Origin of the sequence: Acinetobacter sp. DSM 11652, assembly GCF_900109815.1 — a bacterium.
GTDB lineage: Bacteria > Pseudomonadota > Gammaproteobacteria > Pseudomonadales > Moraxellaceae > Acinetobacter.
Genome location: NZ_FOBK01000001.1, coordinates 404,375 through 418,724 on the forward strand (window position 1 = coordinate 404,375; position 14,350 = coordinate 418,724).

Genomic DNA, 14,350 nt, shown 5'->3' on the forward strand with positions numbered 1-14,350 from the left:
TAAGAAAATAATGGTCATCACAAAGAAACACTCTTCTTGCATTAACTTTTAACCGGAATTTTAGTAAAATTTAGCAGTCCATATTATTTGCAGGCTTTATAAGCAGGATATTGCAAGTAATTTTTTAAAGAAGAGGAATAACACCGTGCTAGAAGCTTACCGCCAACACGTTGAAGAACGTGCCGCACTCGGAGTCCCACCGAAGCCACTTGATGACGCTCAAACAGCTGCATTAGTTGAATTATTAAAAAATCCACCAGCTGGCGAAGAAGCATTCTTAGTTGATTTGCTTGAAAACCGTGTTCCAGCAGGTGTTGACCAAGCTGCTTACGTAAAAGCTGCTTTCTTGGCTGCTTTGGCGAAAGGTGAAGCGACTTCTCCATTAGTTTCTAAAGAGCGTGCGGTTTACTTACTAGGTACTATGCTTGGTGGTTACAACGTTGCTCCTTTAGTAGAATTATTAGAAGACGCAGCGCTTGGTGCTTTAGCTGCTGAAGCGCTTAAGAAAACACTTCTTGTTTTCGATGCGTTCCATGACGTTGCTGATAAAGCAAAAGCAGGTAACGAAAACGCGAAAGCTGTTCTTCAATCTTGGGCTGACGCTGAATGGTTCACTAGCCGTAAAGACGTTCCAGAAGAAATCAAACTTACAGTTTTCAAAGTTACTGGCGAAACAAATACAGATGACTTGTCTCCAGCTCAAGACGCTTGGAGCCGTCCAGACATTCCGTTACACGCGAATGCAATGCTTAAAAACGTACGTGATGGTATTAAGCCAGAAGTTTCTGGTGAAGTTGGTCCATTAAGCCAAATCAAAGAATTAATCGCGAAAGGCAACCAAGTTGCTTACGTGGGTGACGTTGTTGGTACAGGTTCTTCTCGTAAATCTGCTACAAACTCTGTGCTTTGGTTCTTCGGTGACGAAATCGCTCACATTCCAAACAAGAAAGAAGGCGGTTACTGCTTAGGTTCTAAGATTGCTCCGATTTTCTTCAACACTATGGAAGACGCTGGTGCGTTACCTGTTGAGATCGACGTTGCTAACATGAACATGGGTGACGAAATCACGTTGAAGATTGACAAAGCGACTGCAAAAGTTACAGCGTTCAAAGATGGCGCTCAAATTGCTGAAGCTGAGTTAAAAACTCCAGTACTTCTAGACGAAGTACGTGCGGGTGGTCGTATTAACTTGATCATTGGTCGTGGCTTGACTACTAAAGCACGTGAAGAATTGGGTCTTCCTGCTTCTGACTTGTTCCGTACTCCAGTTCAACCAGCTGCAACTGGCAAAGGCTTCACGCTTGCTCAGAAGATGGTTGGTCGTGCTTGTGGTCTTCCAGAAGGTCAAGGTGTACTTCCAGGTACTTACTGCGAACCTAAGATGACAACTGTTGGTTCTCAAGATACAACAGGTCCAATGACGCGTGACGAATTGAAAGACTTAGCTTGCTTAGGTTTCTCTGCTGACCTCGTAATGCAATCTTTCTGTCATACTGCTGCGTATCCAAAACCAGTTGACGTTCAAATGCAACACACGCTTCCTGATTTCATCATGAACCGTGGTGGTGTTTCTTTACGTCCAGGTGACGGTATTATCCACTCTTGGTTAAACCGTATGCTTCTTCCAGATACAGTAGGTACTGGTGGTGACTCGCATACTCGTTTCCCAATCGGTATTTCTTTCCCAGCGGGTTCTGGTCTTGTAGCGTTCGCTGCAGCAACTGGTGTTATGCCACTTGATATGCCTGAATCTGTACTCGTGAAGTTCAAAGGTAAAATGCAACCTGGTATCACTTTACGTGACCTAGTACATGCGATTCCTTACTACGCAATTAAAGAAGGTGACTTAACTGTAGAGAAGAAAGGTAAGAAAAACATCTTCTCTGGTCGTATCTTAGAGATCGACTTATCAGAAATGGAAACTGACTTAACTGTTGAACAAGCATTCGAACTTTCTGATGCTTCTGCTGAACGTTCTGCTGCTGGTTGTGCGATCACACTTTCTGAAGAGAAAGTTGCTGAATACCTTCGTTCAAACATCACAATGTTGAAGTGGATGATCTCTGAAGGTTATGGCGATGCTCGTACTATGGCGCGCCGTGTTGAGAACATGGAAAAATGGTTAGCGAACCCATCACTTCTTAAAGCTGATGCTGATGCTGAATACACGAAAGTGTATGAAATCGACCTTGCTGACATCAAAGAACCTATCCTTTGCTGCCCGAACGATCCAGATGATGCAAAACTTCTTTCTGACGTTCAAGGCGACAAAATTGATGAAGTATTCATCGGTTCTTGTATGACGAACATCGGTCACTTCCGGGCAGCTGGTAAACTTTTAGACAAAGTACCTGGTGGTTCTTTATCTACTCGTCTTTGGTTAGCTCCTCCAACTCGTATGGACGAACGCCAATTGATGGAAGAAGGTTTCTACAATACTTATGGTAAAGCTGGCGCGCGTACAGAAATGCCAGGTTGTTCATTATGTATGGGTAACCAAGCACGTGTTGCTCCAAATACAACTGTTGTATCTACTTCTACGCGTAACTTCCCGAACCGTTTAGGTCAAGGTGCAAACGTTTACTTGGCTTCTGCTGAGCTTGCATCTGTTGCTGCGGTGCTTGGTAAGTTGCCAACTCCTGAAGAATACCAACAATATGCTGCTCAAATTGATAGCATGTCTGCGGATATCTACAAGTACTTGAACTTCGATCAAATGAACGACTATACAGACGCTGCTAAAGACGTTGATACGAAGAAAATTGCTGCTGCTCAGTTAACTTAATTTATTGAAAGTTAAAGTAATTTGAGTTAAAAATAAGGGCTGATTTATCAGCCCTTATTTTATATAAATAAAAAGTCAATATTATGAACCCATTAAGTTTATTAATGCTCGAAAATTTTTCTAAGCTCAGTAATTCTTTTATTAATCTGATTAAATTTGGGGCAGGTATAGGTGGTGTAGGATTAGTTTATTATTTATTAAAAATAGGATATCTACCAAGTGAATTTGCACTAGGTGATGGAATACTTTTACTTATGCTATCGACTGTAATAGGTATAATTTTTTGTCTTATTTTCTTATTATTGTGGATGCAAGGTAAGGCTTTTTTTGATCTTATATTTTTAATTTATTCATTTTTACCACATCAAGTAAAAAGTTATATTAAAGAGAAGATAAATATTAAAAATCCTATAATTATTCCTAAAGTTGAAAAAATTAATAATTTTTTTATCTATCCAATCGCCATACTTTTTTTATTAATAGTATATGTTAAAGAGAACTCTTTAGGATTACTGTTTTATGGGTTAGTTAGTATATATTTCTATATATTTTATATATTAATTTACAATGTCTCTTTGGAGTATAACTATCTTGCTAAAATTCTGCATAATGAGTCAAAAATTACAACTGATTATGAATTATTACTAGAAAATCAACGTAGAGAAAAAAAGAATGTATTATCAATTCTTCTGATAGCTTTTTTAATAGTTCCGTTTGTAATGGGTGGTCAATATAATGTAATTGAAAAAATAATCAACTTCTCAATGGAAAAATCAAATGTTAGAGTTATGAAAAGTAGAATTTATGTAAAAAATGAGTTTTCAAATTTGATTTTAAAAAAGAAAAATGTTGATGAAGGATATACAGAAATTGTTAATGTCGATATTTTATTTAGGGGTGGTGGTAAAAATACATTTATTGGTTTTGTGAAAAATGGAAAGTATATAAAAATGGAAATACCTAATGATTCTATTTTAAGCGTTTATCATATCAAAAATAAATAATTTTTTATTCAAGTATGCTTGAAATAAGATCTTTGTTAGATTAGTCGTAATTCTAAAATTGAATCCGTATATGTCCAAACAATCACGCTTCCTCTGTATCGGTGGCTTCCTTAACGGAACTCAAGTCAAAGACCAAGGCGACAGCTTTATTTGTATGACCAATGGAAAGAATGAAACTTATACAAAGATGGTCATTTTCCATCAAGAAGCATGGGATCATGACTACTACGTGTTTGAAGACATCACTGATCAACAAGCAAAAGAGTGGGTGTTTCAAAAATATGGAGAAACCGTCATCTACCGAAAAAGAAAGCCCATGAAAAAGCCCCGTAATTAAAAAATTACGGGGCTAGTCGTACCACTCACGTGATACTCATATAAGGCTCATCTCATACTGCCTGCATTAAAACACATTCACACAGACTCGTCATGCTGAATCGAATATAAATTCAAATCGACTACTGCGAAAATCTTACAAGCACGTAACCATAAATAAAACAGACAGCAACAATCTAGAAAGGTGAAATTAATAGAATAAGCATAAATGAACACAGCATGAATATAATGAAAAGCATACTCACATTAAGTTTAATCAGTCTAACGCTCATTGCATGTTCAAGCGTGGAGATTAAAAATTCTGATTCAGAAGAAGACGCACGTTATCAGAAATATAAAGATGAAACAGTAAACATGTCTGAATACGATAAACAGCGCTATTACAATCAGCATCACTTAGGTGTAGTCGAGCCAAATCGAGTTCGCGAATCAATTCGAGAACAAAGAAGAAAACAGGCGCAATAAACCAACAGGGCAGTACAAATAAATGTACTGCCTATAAATCACTGGAAAATTACATTTCAATAGCTGAATAAAGCATAATTCTTTGTGAAAATTGATTAAAATTAAAACATTAGGGAAATACAATGAATTTTGAAGTTGATGCCTTTGGCACCATCGTGATTGCCGTATTTTTTCTATTTATTGGGCGATACCTTGTCAACCGAGTCCAATTCTTTAAAAACTACAATTTACCTGAACCTGTGATTGGCGGTTTAGTCGCAGCAATTACAGCATTCATCTTATTTAAATTCTTTAATATTAGTGCCACCTTTGATGCGCAAATTCAAAGCATTTTAATGCTGATGTTCTTTACCTCTGTGGGCTTAGGTGCAGATTTTGTTAAATTAAAAGATGGTGGTAAAGCCCTATTTATATTTTTGTTCTGTGTGATCGGATTTGTGATCGTTCAAAATATTGTTGGGGTGAGTTTAGCGACGGTATTAGGTTTAGATCCGCTCATCGGTTTAATTGTAGGTTCAATCACCTTAACGGGTGGTCATGGCACGGCAGGTGCATGGGGCCAAGTGCTTGAAACCCAGCATGGCATTCAAGGTGCTATTGTATTGGGTATGGCAAGTGCGACCTTTGGTCTGATCATTGGTGGTATCGTGGGTGGTCCAGTTGCTAAATTTTTAATTAAACGTCATCAACTGGCTGACAAAATTGACAATGATCAAAACGAATCACAATTGGATGATCAGTTAAAATCTGCACCATTTGAATATCCAAAAAAGACACGATTAATTACTGCAAGTAATGCGGTTTCGACCCTTGGTATGTTTGCACTTTGTATATTCACAGCAAACTTAATGACAGATTTTAGTCAGGGTAAATGGTTTGAGCTTCCAACCTTTGTTTGGGCGTTAGGTTCAGGTGTGATTTTGAGAAATCTGCTTGAGCATGTATTCAAAGTGAATATTTTTGATCGTGCGATTGATGTGTTTGGAAATGCATCGTTATCGCTCTATTTATCTATGGCATTGTTATCATTACAACTGTGGTTATTAGCAGATTTAGCAGGTCCGTTAGTCACGATTCTGATTGTGCAAATGCTGGTATTGATTTTATACACTGCTTTTGTGACATTTAAAGTGATGGGGAGCAACTACGATGCTGCAGTTTTATCAGCAGGTCACTGTGGTTTTGGTATGGGTGCGACGCCAACGGCTATTGCCAATATTCAAGCAGTAACCAATACCTATGGTCCTTCACACAAAGCATTCTTACTCATTCCACTGACAGGTGCTTTTTTCATTGATATTGTAAATGCGATAGTGATCCAGCTTTCGATTGGAATATTGGGATAGAGCAAGTTTAAAAAACCGCCTTTAAGGCGGTTTTTTACTTATGGAGATTTATATATGCAGTTGAGATTCGATCATCGGCCAAATATTTTGATGCGACTGTTTGAACATCATCATGTGTCCGATTGCTTTATGTCCAAGCTCTTTAGGTTTGAGTTCGATCGCTTCAGTAGGTGCATTAGGATATAAACGTAGTAAATCCTGAACATTTGCTTCAGTTGCAATCTCGTCATCACTTGCCCAAATGGCCGTGAAAGGAATTCGTATCTCTTGGTGATAGTCTTGATCTAGAGCAACCGTTTTGCCAATCGCATTAATAACATAGCCTGGTTGACTACAAAATTGAGCCCAGTCACGTGCAACATCTTTTGGTAGATTTTCCCCCATACCAATGGCTTGGGTAGGACCATAACCAAGGGTTATACGTGCGAGAGGAAAAATACCTTTAAACATCACAGGGGCAAGTAGTTTCGTACGACCCTTGAGCCCTTTTACATGCCCAGTCGAACCTGCAATTGCTACGACTTTTGCAACTTTATCATGGTTGGGGGTGATCCCAATGAGTTGTCCACCAGCACTGTGACCGACAAGAATAACTTGCTTGGCATGGGTGAGTTGTAAGAGTTGATCAATTGCAGCGGGAATATCCAACTGCCCCCATTGCACAATACTTGCTTTGGATTGCTTCAATGGGCCATAAAGAGAAGCACCAATACCACTAAAATCAAACACCATTACGGCATAGCCTTGTTGGTTAAGCCATTCGCAAAATCGATGATAAAACTTTTGAGTAATTCCAGTGGCAGGGCACACCAAGACAGGAAGACGCTTTGAATGCTCGGCAGGAAAAAAGGTAGCAGCAAGTTCGTATTGATCCTGACGAATAATTTTAATTTTTTGCATAATTTAAACTGTGCAAGTATCCGTAATCAAAATACTTTACCGCAGTTCTAAAAGATCAAACCAACAAATGATGACTGTTGCGTTTGTGAAATGACTGTTCAGTCGTGAAAGCAACCTGTTTCAAGAAGTGCCAATAATAATGGAAAGTATTCCTGCTGCAATTAAAGGTCCAACAGGGACACCACGTAAAATAGCCACACCTGCTACAGTACCAATCAGAAGTCCAGCGACAATATTTGGCTGATTCGCCATAAGCGTTACGCCACGACCACCTAGCCATGCCACCAATAACCCGATTCCAATCGCTAAAATTGAGTTTAAGCTCAAGAATGACTTGAGGATATCTTTACCCGGAATGGTGCCACTGGCAATTGGCGTAAGTACGCCAATGGTGAGGATAATAATGCCGATATTTAAACCATGCTGTTGAAGCAATGGAAAATACTCGTTTAAAGGGGTGATACGAAAAACAATAAGTACTGCGACTGCAATTGTGACAGCTGTATTTTGACTGAATATTCCACATGCCAATAAAATGATTAGAACGATTAAATTGAGGTCTAATTGAGACATAAAGAATATCCAGTGCTTATCAGGACAGTACTTGAAAGTTATAATAGTTTAACTGATTTAAAGTCTGCATTCAGATGACATACTTTAAATTTCAACGAATATTGTAATTAATGGAAGTGATTCATGGTTCTGGAAAAAATGTTACAGTCTCAAGGCTTTGGATCACGAAAATATTGTCAACAATTGATTAAAAATGGCGCGGTGGTCATTGATGGTACTGTGATCAAGGACCCGAAATATAAATTGAAGCTTCAGGAACTTAGTTTCCACGTGTATAACGAGGAATATACTTATCGTGAAAAAGTTTATATAGCACTCAATAAACCTGTAGGCTATGAATGCTCGCATCAAGCGACGCATCACTTCAGTGTATTTGAATTGATCGATGACATATTGTTGCAAAGGGGAGTGCAAACAGTCGGACGTTTAGATCAAGACACGACTGGTATATTGTTACTTACAGATGATGGACAATTTCTGCAAGCGCTGACTCATCCTAAAAAACATGTTCCTAAAGTTTATCAAATGCATACAGTAGATCCAGTCACTGAGCAGCAAATCATTCAATTGGGTCAAGGTGTAGAGCTTCGCAATGAAACAGGATTGTTTCAAGCAACAGACATTCAACTCATAAGCGAACAACACCTACAATTTACAGTGCATCAAGGCGTTTATCATCAAGTTAAGCGTATGGTTGCTGCTGTGGGAAATCGTGTTGAATCATTGCATCGACTGCAAATTGGACAATTAAAATTAGATCAGCTTGCTGAAGGTGAATATTGCTATCTCACTGAACAGCAAATACTCGCTGCCAAAAATCAAAGTCCTGATGCTCAACTCCTTGAAATTTAAATCATCAATGCTAAAGACTCTATTCTCAAGACGATATGTTATGTAATGCCTTAAGATAGAAAGCAATGATAAGTTTGGAATTCATTGTCTTTGACGAAGCCCATCTTTTCGTAAAGTTGGTGAGATTGAAAGTTACTTCGTTGTGTCTCTAATGAAATTCGACTGGCTTTTTCGGATTGTGCAAACAAAATTGCAGTGTCAATGAGTTGTTTAGCTGAACCTTGTCTTCTATAAATTGGAGTGACATATACATCATCTAAAATGTAGTAGCTTGAACAAGCATGGGACGAAAAACCTAAATAAAGAATCACGAACCCAGTGATTACATCATTTTTGATGTGAATAAAAATAACACTTTGTTGGTTTTCGAATCGCTGTTTTAGAAAATCATAGGATTGTTGAATATTGGATGATGCACCATAAAACTGTCGGTATTCATCAAAAAGTACAGCGAGTTGATTGAGATCTTCTGTTGTGGCTTTCCGTACTATCACTGTTGAGCTCTCCTCAGATCATTATTTTTAATCTTGTTATGATGAAGAGCTAAACATATTTGCGCAGGGCGCTGTAAATTAAATTGTTTAGAAATACGACAAAGTTAACTTATGTCAAAAATTAATCTTTATCGCTTTCACCCAAAAGTGCATTCAATTCTGCAAAAAAATCGTCGTCATCTAAACTCGAAGTTGTAGTATTGGAATCTTGTTGTTCTTGCTTAAGCTTTTTAAGTTTCAACAATTGATCCATGTTGATCGTTTGATTTTCGATTGCAAAAGGAATGGACTTTGTCAGTACAACTTGTTTGAAAAATAAACGCACTGCTTGCGCTGGTGTAATCCCTAATTGCTTAAAAACTGCAAAGGCTTGTTTTTTTTCTTGTGAGTCAAGTCGAACTTGATAAACTTCTGTTTTTCTCATGAATTAAAACCAAACGACTCTAAATTTAAGTGCTTATTTTAATCTAAGTAAATGTAATTTCAATGTCTGAACGTGAAAATTATATAAATTTGTCATTACAATGAATCTACAATGTCAGTGTTTGCGTGCTTTTAAAGTGCATTTCAATATTTAATATCGGATCAATAAATTGAAGCTCATCAGCAAGTAATTGCAACGGAGCACTGAAATCATCCTCAGCTTTATGCACGATTAGCGGATAAAAAGGATCATTTTTGATTGGAATGTTGAGCGCATTGAGGTGAACGCGGAGTTGATGTTGCTTACCGGTCAGTGGTTTCAAAATATATCGTCCCCACTGTGAATTGTGTTCTATCAGGTCAATTTCAGTGACAGAATTGGTGACGCCTTCACATACTTTCATTATATAAAATGGATTTCCCTTTTCCATGCGCAATTCTACTGTTTGTGGAAAGACTAAATCTTTTGAGTAAGGTGCGATGGCTTGATATGTTTTGGATACCTTTCGATCTGCAAAAAGTTGTTGATAGACTCCGCGACTTTCGACTTTTTTTGAAAATAAAACAACACCTGCTGTTTCGCGGTCTAAACGATGAATCGGTGTGAGATGAGGATTATCAGTGAACTGCTTTAATCTCACCAATAAGGTTTCTTGAACATATTGACCTGTCGGACTCATGGTTAAAAAATGAGGTTTATCCACCACGAGCAGATCATCGTTTTCGTATAAAATTTTTTCCTTAAACGGAACATGAATTTCGTTTGCTAAAAAACGATAATAAAAAATATGAGAATTAGGTTGATACGCCGAGTTGATGGAAAGTTTGTTGCCATCTGCATTATAAATAAGACCATCTTGAAAACGTTGTTGCCACTCCAGTGCGTCTATATGAGAAAAGGCTTGAATGAGAAAATCATAAATCGTAATTGGGGAGATTTGTAGATTTGGAAGAAATACTTTGCTGGCTGTTACACCATTGATCATCGGTGGCGTAAAACTTGGGGCACTTTCTGAATTTGATTTTGGCATAACAAGACAACAGAATAAAAAAATGATCAGATGAATGAGTTTTTGAACAAGTCTAGATAGGCACTGTTCAGGAGCATGCTATTATACCTCTTCAACAGATGTCTAATGTGATCCAGATGCAATATTCTTTTCAACTCAACTTAAATGATGAAGCAGATACTCAAAAATTAGCTGCATGTTTAGGGCAGTGTATTGAAAAGGGTGTCATATACCTCATTGGAGATTTGGGTGCGGGTAAAACCACCCTGACGCGTTATTGGCTACAAAATTTAGGTCATCGTGGTGCGGTTAAAAGCCCGACTTATACACTGGTTGAACCCTATAAAATCAATCAGCAGGATGTCTTTCATTTTGATTTGTACCGTTTGAATGATCCTTATGAACTTGAGTTGATGGGTATTCGTGATTATCTGGATATTGCTGATGCGCTATTCTTGTTTGAATGGCCCTCTAAAGGTGGTGACGAAATTCCAAATGCAGATGTTATCTTGAATATTGAGAAAACTGATGATGAATCAGTACGTCATGTCACGATTTCTTCAAATGATGAAGCTTTACTCGCAAAATTAAAGACACAGTTTTAAATAATTCTATGGCGCATGATCTTAGCTTGAATCGAATTCAAACCTTATCTCCTGCATTAGCAAACCAAATTGCTGCGGGAGAGGTAATTGAACGTCCTGCATCAGTGGTGAAGGAACTTCTAGAAAACTCCATTGATGCAGGTGCGACTGAATTAATCATTCGAGTCGAACAAGGCGGTAGTACGCTGATTGAGATTATCGATAATGGCAAAGGAATTCATCCTGAGGATCTGCCGCTTGCGGTCATGCGTCATGCGACCAGTAAAATTCAAACTGCTGAAGATTTACATGCAATTGTGAGCTTAGGTTTTCGCGGAGAAGCCTTGGCTTCCATTGCTGCTGTTTCGCGCTTGACCTTGACCAGTAGTCGTGATGATTCAGGAATTGGTTATCAGGTCGAAGTAAACGGCACGGCCTTTGATCATCAAGAGATTCAAGCTGTTGCTACTCAGCAAGGCACACACATACGTGTACAAGATTTATTTTTTAATGTGCCAGCAAGACGAAAGTTTTTAAAAAAGCCAAATACGGAATTTGGTCACATTGAAGAAATCGTACGGCGCTTAGCCTTAACGCATTTCGATATTCGGATTGTGCTGGAACATAATGGTGCTATTCGTTTAAATTTGCCTGTCGCAGACAGTGGTCAACTCAGATTTCAACGTGTACAGCAGCTTTTAGGTCGACAATTTACGGAAAATGCGTATTGGATCGATGCTGATAGTGTCAATATGCGCTTATCAGGATGGTTAGGTCATCCTTCTGATGCTCGAGCACAAAGTGATTTGCAGTATGTGTACGTGAATGGTCGTATCGTAAAAGATAAAACAATCTCTCATGCTTTGCGAATGGCCTATGATGGCATCTTGCATGGGCATCAACATGCAGCTTATTTGTTGTTCTTAGAAGTTGATCCTGAATTTATTGATGTGAATGTGCATCCGACTAAACATGAAATTCGATTTTTGAATCAACGTGAAGTACACGAATTTGTACGTCATTTTGCCAAAGAAACTTTGTCGCAATTTCAAACTGCGACTGCGGATTTAGCCCAGGCTTTAAAGCTTGATCAAGATGTCATCGCACCATCAGTACAGTTACCACGTTATCAAGAGCAATTTAATCTGCATCAAAATGCTCCAGCATCGCCCCCTATGTCCCAGACGTTGCAGGAATCGAGTCATGAGGGGTATTTAACAGATTTTAGTGTTAAACAGCCTCAGTCAGTTCAATATAGTGCGCCGAGCCAGCCTTATTCAAATTCTAATATCAGTAATGCACTCAAGTCTTATTTGGCACCTTTGAAAGAAACGTCATCTAATTTTGAAGTTCCTCATGATGCTGAGATGGAATCAACATCGTCTAGAGTTGATGAGTTCCCCTTGGGGATTGCAATTGCACAACTTCATGGAATTTATATTCTGGCGCAAAATTCTGAAGGTTTGATCATTGTGGATATGCATGCTGCGCATGAGCGAATCTTGTTGCAGCAAATGAAATCTGCTTGGGATAAACCTAAATTTTGGACATCACAGCAGTTGCTGATTCCAAAAGTGATTTCAATTACACGCATGCAAGCCACGCGTATCGAAGACCTTAAGCCTCAGTTGGCGCGGCTTGGTTTAGAAATTGATCAATATGGCGATGAGCAAGTGATAGTGCGAGGTGTGCCTGCTATTTTGCACAAAGCTGATTTTAATGCATTAATCCCAGAACTTTTGAATGATCTTGATCCCAATGATGAGGCCAGTGCTTTACAACAAAAAAGAGACCATATCTTGGCAGGGATGGCATGTCATGGCGCAGTGCGTGCGCATCGAATGTTAAGTATTTCTGAAATGAATGCACTATTGAGGCAGATGGAACAAACTGAGTTTGCAAGTCAATGTAATCATGGACGACCGACTTGGAGAGCTTTTCCACTTAGTCAATTAGATAAATTATTTGCTCGAGGAGAGTAATTATACATGTCAAATCAAATGCCAGTCATCAACTTAATGGGGCCGACTGCGAGTGGGAAAACTGCTTTGGCATGCGAGCTATATGAGCGCGGTAATTTTGAAATTGTTTCAGTGGATTCTGCGTTAATCTATAAGGACATGGATATCGGTTCGGCAAAGCCATCAAAAGAAGAGCAGGAACGATATCCACATCACTTGATTGATATTATTACACCACTCGAGGTTTATTCGGCAGCTCAATTCGTTGAAGATGCATCGCTGCTGATTGATGAAATACATTCACGCGGCAAGACCCCAATCTTGGTGGGTGGGACGATGTTGTACTACAAAGCACTGTTAGAAGGCTTGGCAACGAATCTCCCTAATGCTGATGAAAAGGTACGTCAACAAATTGAAAATGAAGCCATGGCATTGGGTTGGGAGAACGTCTACGAAGAGTTAAAACGTGTCGATCCTATGGCAGGTGAGAAGTTTAAAGTGAGTGATCGTCAACGCATTATACGCGCGCTAGAGGTCTATCGTCTCACAGGTCGACCTATCACTGAGCTTCAAGCTGAACAGCCTAAAAAACAGCCATATCGTTACAATTTTCATAATTATGCGCTATTACCTGATCGTGTAGAATTACACAAAAGAATTGAACTGCGCCTAAAAATAATGTGGGATATCGGTTTTTTAAATGAGGTGGAGCACCTGATTGAAAAATACGATTTAAACGATAATTTGCCATCGGCGAGATCTGTTGGATATCGCCAAGCTTTAGATTTTCTTAAAAATAGTGATAGAAGTCTCAAATCTAAGCAAGATATGGAAGACAAGTGTTTGTTTGCAACACGACAACTTGCTAAACGTCAATACACTTGGTTACGTTCTTTGCAAGAAGCGCACAGTTTTCAAACTTTTTTGACGATAAAGCAAGCTCAAGAAGACTTGCGAAACTTATATGGATAAAGCAAAATTTACTCACTATCTTTTTTATAAATTTTAATTGAAAAATAAAGATAGTTTTTTTGCGCTGATTTTATTTTTTGGAGTATAACATGTCTAAAGGTCAAACTTTACAAGATCCGTTCTTAAACTCTCTCCGTAAGGAACGTATTCCAGTTTCAATCTTTTTAGTCAACGGTATTAAATTACAAGGTCATATCGAATCATTTGACCAATACGTTGTATTATTAAAAAACACGGTAAGCCAAATGGTTTACAAACACGCTATTTCAACAGTTGTACCTGCACGTAATCCACGTCCTGCTGGTGCTCCTGCAGGCGCTCCTGCTGGTGCTCAAGGCGGCTTCGGTGGTCAACAAGGTGGCTTCGGTGGTCAAGGTGGCTTCGGTGGTCAAGGCGGCTTCGGTGGTCAAGGTGGCTTTGGCGGTCAAGGTGGCTTCGGTGGCGGTCAAGGTTTTGGCAGTCAAGGTGGCTTCGGTGGTCAAGGTGGCTTCGGTGGTCAAGGTGGCTTTGGTGCGACTTCTACACCAAACTTTGATGGCGAAACAAAATTTGATGATGCTCAAGAAGACGAAAACAATCGTTAATTTTTGAGTAATCAAAAAGGCACCTGATGAAGGTGCCTTTTTTATGTGAACAGCCAAAAAA

Annotated in this window: 15 protein-coding genes; 10 read left to right on the forward strand and 5 right to left on the reverse strand. The window is 38.8% G+C overall.

What is annotated here, in order from left to right; translation table 11 throughout:
- Nucleotides 1–145: 145 nt before the first annotated feature.
- The 5 genes from BMW42_RS01965 (at nucleotide 146) to gltS (ending at nucleotide 5,936) form a co-directional block, all read left to right on the forward strand.
- Complete coding sequence (locus BMW42_RS01965) at nucleotides 146–2,785, forward strand: bifunctional aconitate hydratase 2/2-methylisocitrate dehydratase (protein ID WP_092766199.1); 2,640 nt, start codon at nucleotides 146–148, stop codon at nucleotides 2,783–2,785.
- 83 nt (nucleotides 2,786–2,868) lie between these two features.
- Nucleotides 2,869–3,789, forward strand: coding sequence for a hypothetical protein (locus BMW42_RS01970; RefSeq protein WP_143047388.1), 921 nt, complete (start codon nucleotides 2,869–2,871; stop codon nucleotides 3,787–3,789).
- A gap of 70 nt (nucleotides 3,790–3,859) precedes the next feature.
- On the forward strand, nucleotides 3,860–4,126 hold the full coding sequence (locus tag BMW42_RS01975; RefSeq protein ID WP_092766201.1) for a hypothetical protein: 267 nt from the start codon (nucleotides 3,860–3,862) through the stop codon (nucleotides 4,124–4,126).
- Between the two features lie 218 nt (nucleotides 4,127–4,344).
- The gene (locus tag BMW42_RS01980; RefSeq protein WP_143047389.1) at nucleotides 4,345–4,590 is read left to right on the forward strand and encodes a hypothetical protein; all 246 of its coding nucleotides are present in this window, start codon (nucleotides 4,345–4,347) and stop codon (nucleotides 4,588–4,590) included.
- Nucleotides 4,591–4,712: 122 nt separating this feature from the next.
- Nucleotides 4,713–5,936: a sodium/glutamate symporter gene (gltS, locus tag BMW42_RS01985; RefSeq protein WP_035264641.1), complete on the forward strand. Its 1,224-nt coding sequence runs from the start codon at nucleotides 4,713–4,715 to the stop codon at nucleotides 5,934–5,936.
- A 48-nt stretch (nucleotides 5,937–5,984) separates the two neighbouring features.
- On the opposite strand, the gene BMW42_RS01990 is transcribed toward gltS, so the two are convergent.
- Both BMW42_RS01990 and BMW42_RS01995 read right to left on the reverse strand, forming a co-directional pair.
- Nucleotides 5,985–6,836, reverse strand: a complete 852-nt coding sequence (locus BMW42_RS01990; protein ID WP_092766203.1) for an alpha/beta hydrolase family protein — start codon at nucleotides 6,834–6,836, stop codon at nucleotides 5,985–5,987.
- A gap of 120 nt (nucleotides 6,837–6,956) precedes the next feature.
- Nucleotides 6,957–7,409, reverse strand: coding sequence for a DUF441 domain-containing protein (locus BMW42_RS01995; RefSeq protein WP_092766204.1), 453 nt, complete (start codon nucleotides 7,407–7,409; stop codon nucleotides 6,957–6,959).
- Nucleotides 7,410–7,532: 123 nt separating this feature from the next.
- Here BMW42_RS01995 and BMW42_RS02000 point away from each other — a divergent pair, with 123 nt between their 5' ends.
- Entirely contained in the window at nucleotides 7,533–8,261 is a 729-nt protein-coding gene (locus tag BMW42_RS02000) for a pseudouridine synthase (protein ID WP_092766205.1), read from the forward strand.
- Between the two features lie 50 nt (nucleotides 8,262–8,311).
- On the opposite strand, the gene BMW42_RS02005 is transcribed toward BMW42_RS02000, so the two are convergent.
- The 3 genes from BMW42_RS02005 to BMW42_RS02015 all read right to left on the reverse strand — a co-directional run bounded on the left by BMW42_RS02005 (nucleotide 8,312) and on the right by BMW42_RS02015 (nucleotide 10,209).
- On the reverse strand, nucleotides 8,312–8,755 hold the full coding sequence (locus BMW42_RS02005) for a GNAT family N-acetyltransferase (RefSeq protein WP_035264628.1): 444 nt from the start codon (nucleotides 8,753–8,755) through the stop codon (nucleotides 8,312–8,314).
- A gap of 121 nt (nucleotides 8,756–8,876) precedes the next feature.
- Nucleotides 8,877–9,179, reverse strand: a complete 303-nt coding sequence (locus BMW42_RS02010) for a type II toxin-antitoxin system RelB/DinJ family antitoxin (RefSeq protein ID WP_092766206.1) — start codon at nucleotides 9,177–9,179, stop codon at nucleotides 8,877–8,879.
- 106 nt (nucleotides 9,180–9,285) lie between these two features.
- Entirely contained in the window at nucleotides 9,286–10,209 is a 924-nt protein-coding gene (locus BMW42_RS02015; RefSeq protein WP_213032599.1) for an RluA family pseudouridine synthase, read from the reverse strand.
- A 116-nt stretch (nucleotides 10,210–10,325) separates the two neighbouring features.
- On the opposite strand from BMW42_RS02015, the gene tsaE reads away from it, so the two are divergent.
- The 4 genes from tsaE to hfq all read left to right on the forward strand — a co-directional run bounded on the left by tsaE (nucleotide 10,326) and on the right by hfq (nucleotide 14,289).
- Nucleotides 10,326–10,793 carry a tRNA (adenosine(37)-N6)-threonylcarbamoyltransferase complex ATPase subunit type 1 TsaE gene (gene tsaE, locus BMW42_RS02020; protein ID WP_092766269.1) on the forward strand — a complete coding sequence of 156 codons (468 nt, stop codon included), beginning with the start codon at nucleotides 10,326–10,328 and terminating at the stop codon, nucleotides 10,791–10,793.
- A gap of 8 nt (nucleotides 10,794–10,801) precedes the next feature.
- Nucleotides 10,802–12,754 carry a DNA mismatch repair endonuclease MutL gene (gene mutL, locus BMW42_RS02025; RefSeq protein WP_092766207.1) on the forward strand — a complete coding sequence of 651 codons (1,953 nt, stop codon included), beginning with the start codon at nucleotides 10,802–10,804 and terminating at the stop codon, nucleotides 12,752–12,754.
- A 6-nt stretch (nucleotides 12,755–12,760) separates the two neighbouring features.
- Complete coding sequence (gene miaA / locus BMW42_RS02030) at nucleotides 12,761–13,705, forward strand: tRNA (adenosine(37)-N6)-dimethylallyltransferase MiaA (protein WP_092766208.1); 945 nt, start codon at nucleotides 12,761–12,763, stop codon at nucleotides 13,703–13,705.
- An 89-nt stretch (nucleotides 13,706–13,794) separates the two neighbouring features.
- A complete protein-coding gene (gene hfq / locus BMW42_RS02035) occupies nucleotides 13,795–14,289 on the forward strand; it encodes an RNA chaperone Hfq (RefSeq protein ID WP_092766209.1) in 495 nt (164 codons plus the stop codon).
- The last annotated feature ends 61 nt before the right edge of the window (nucleotides 14,290–14,350 follow it).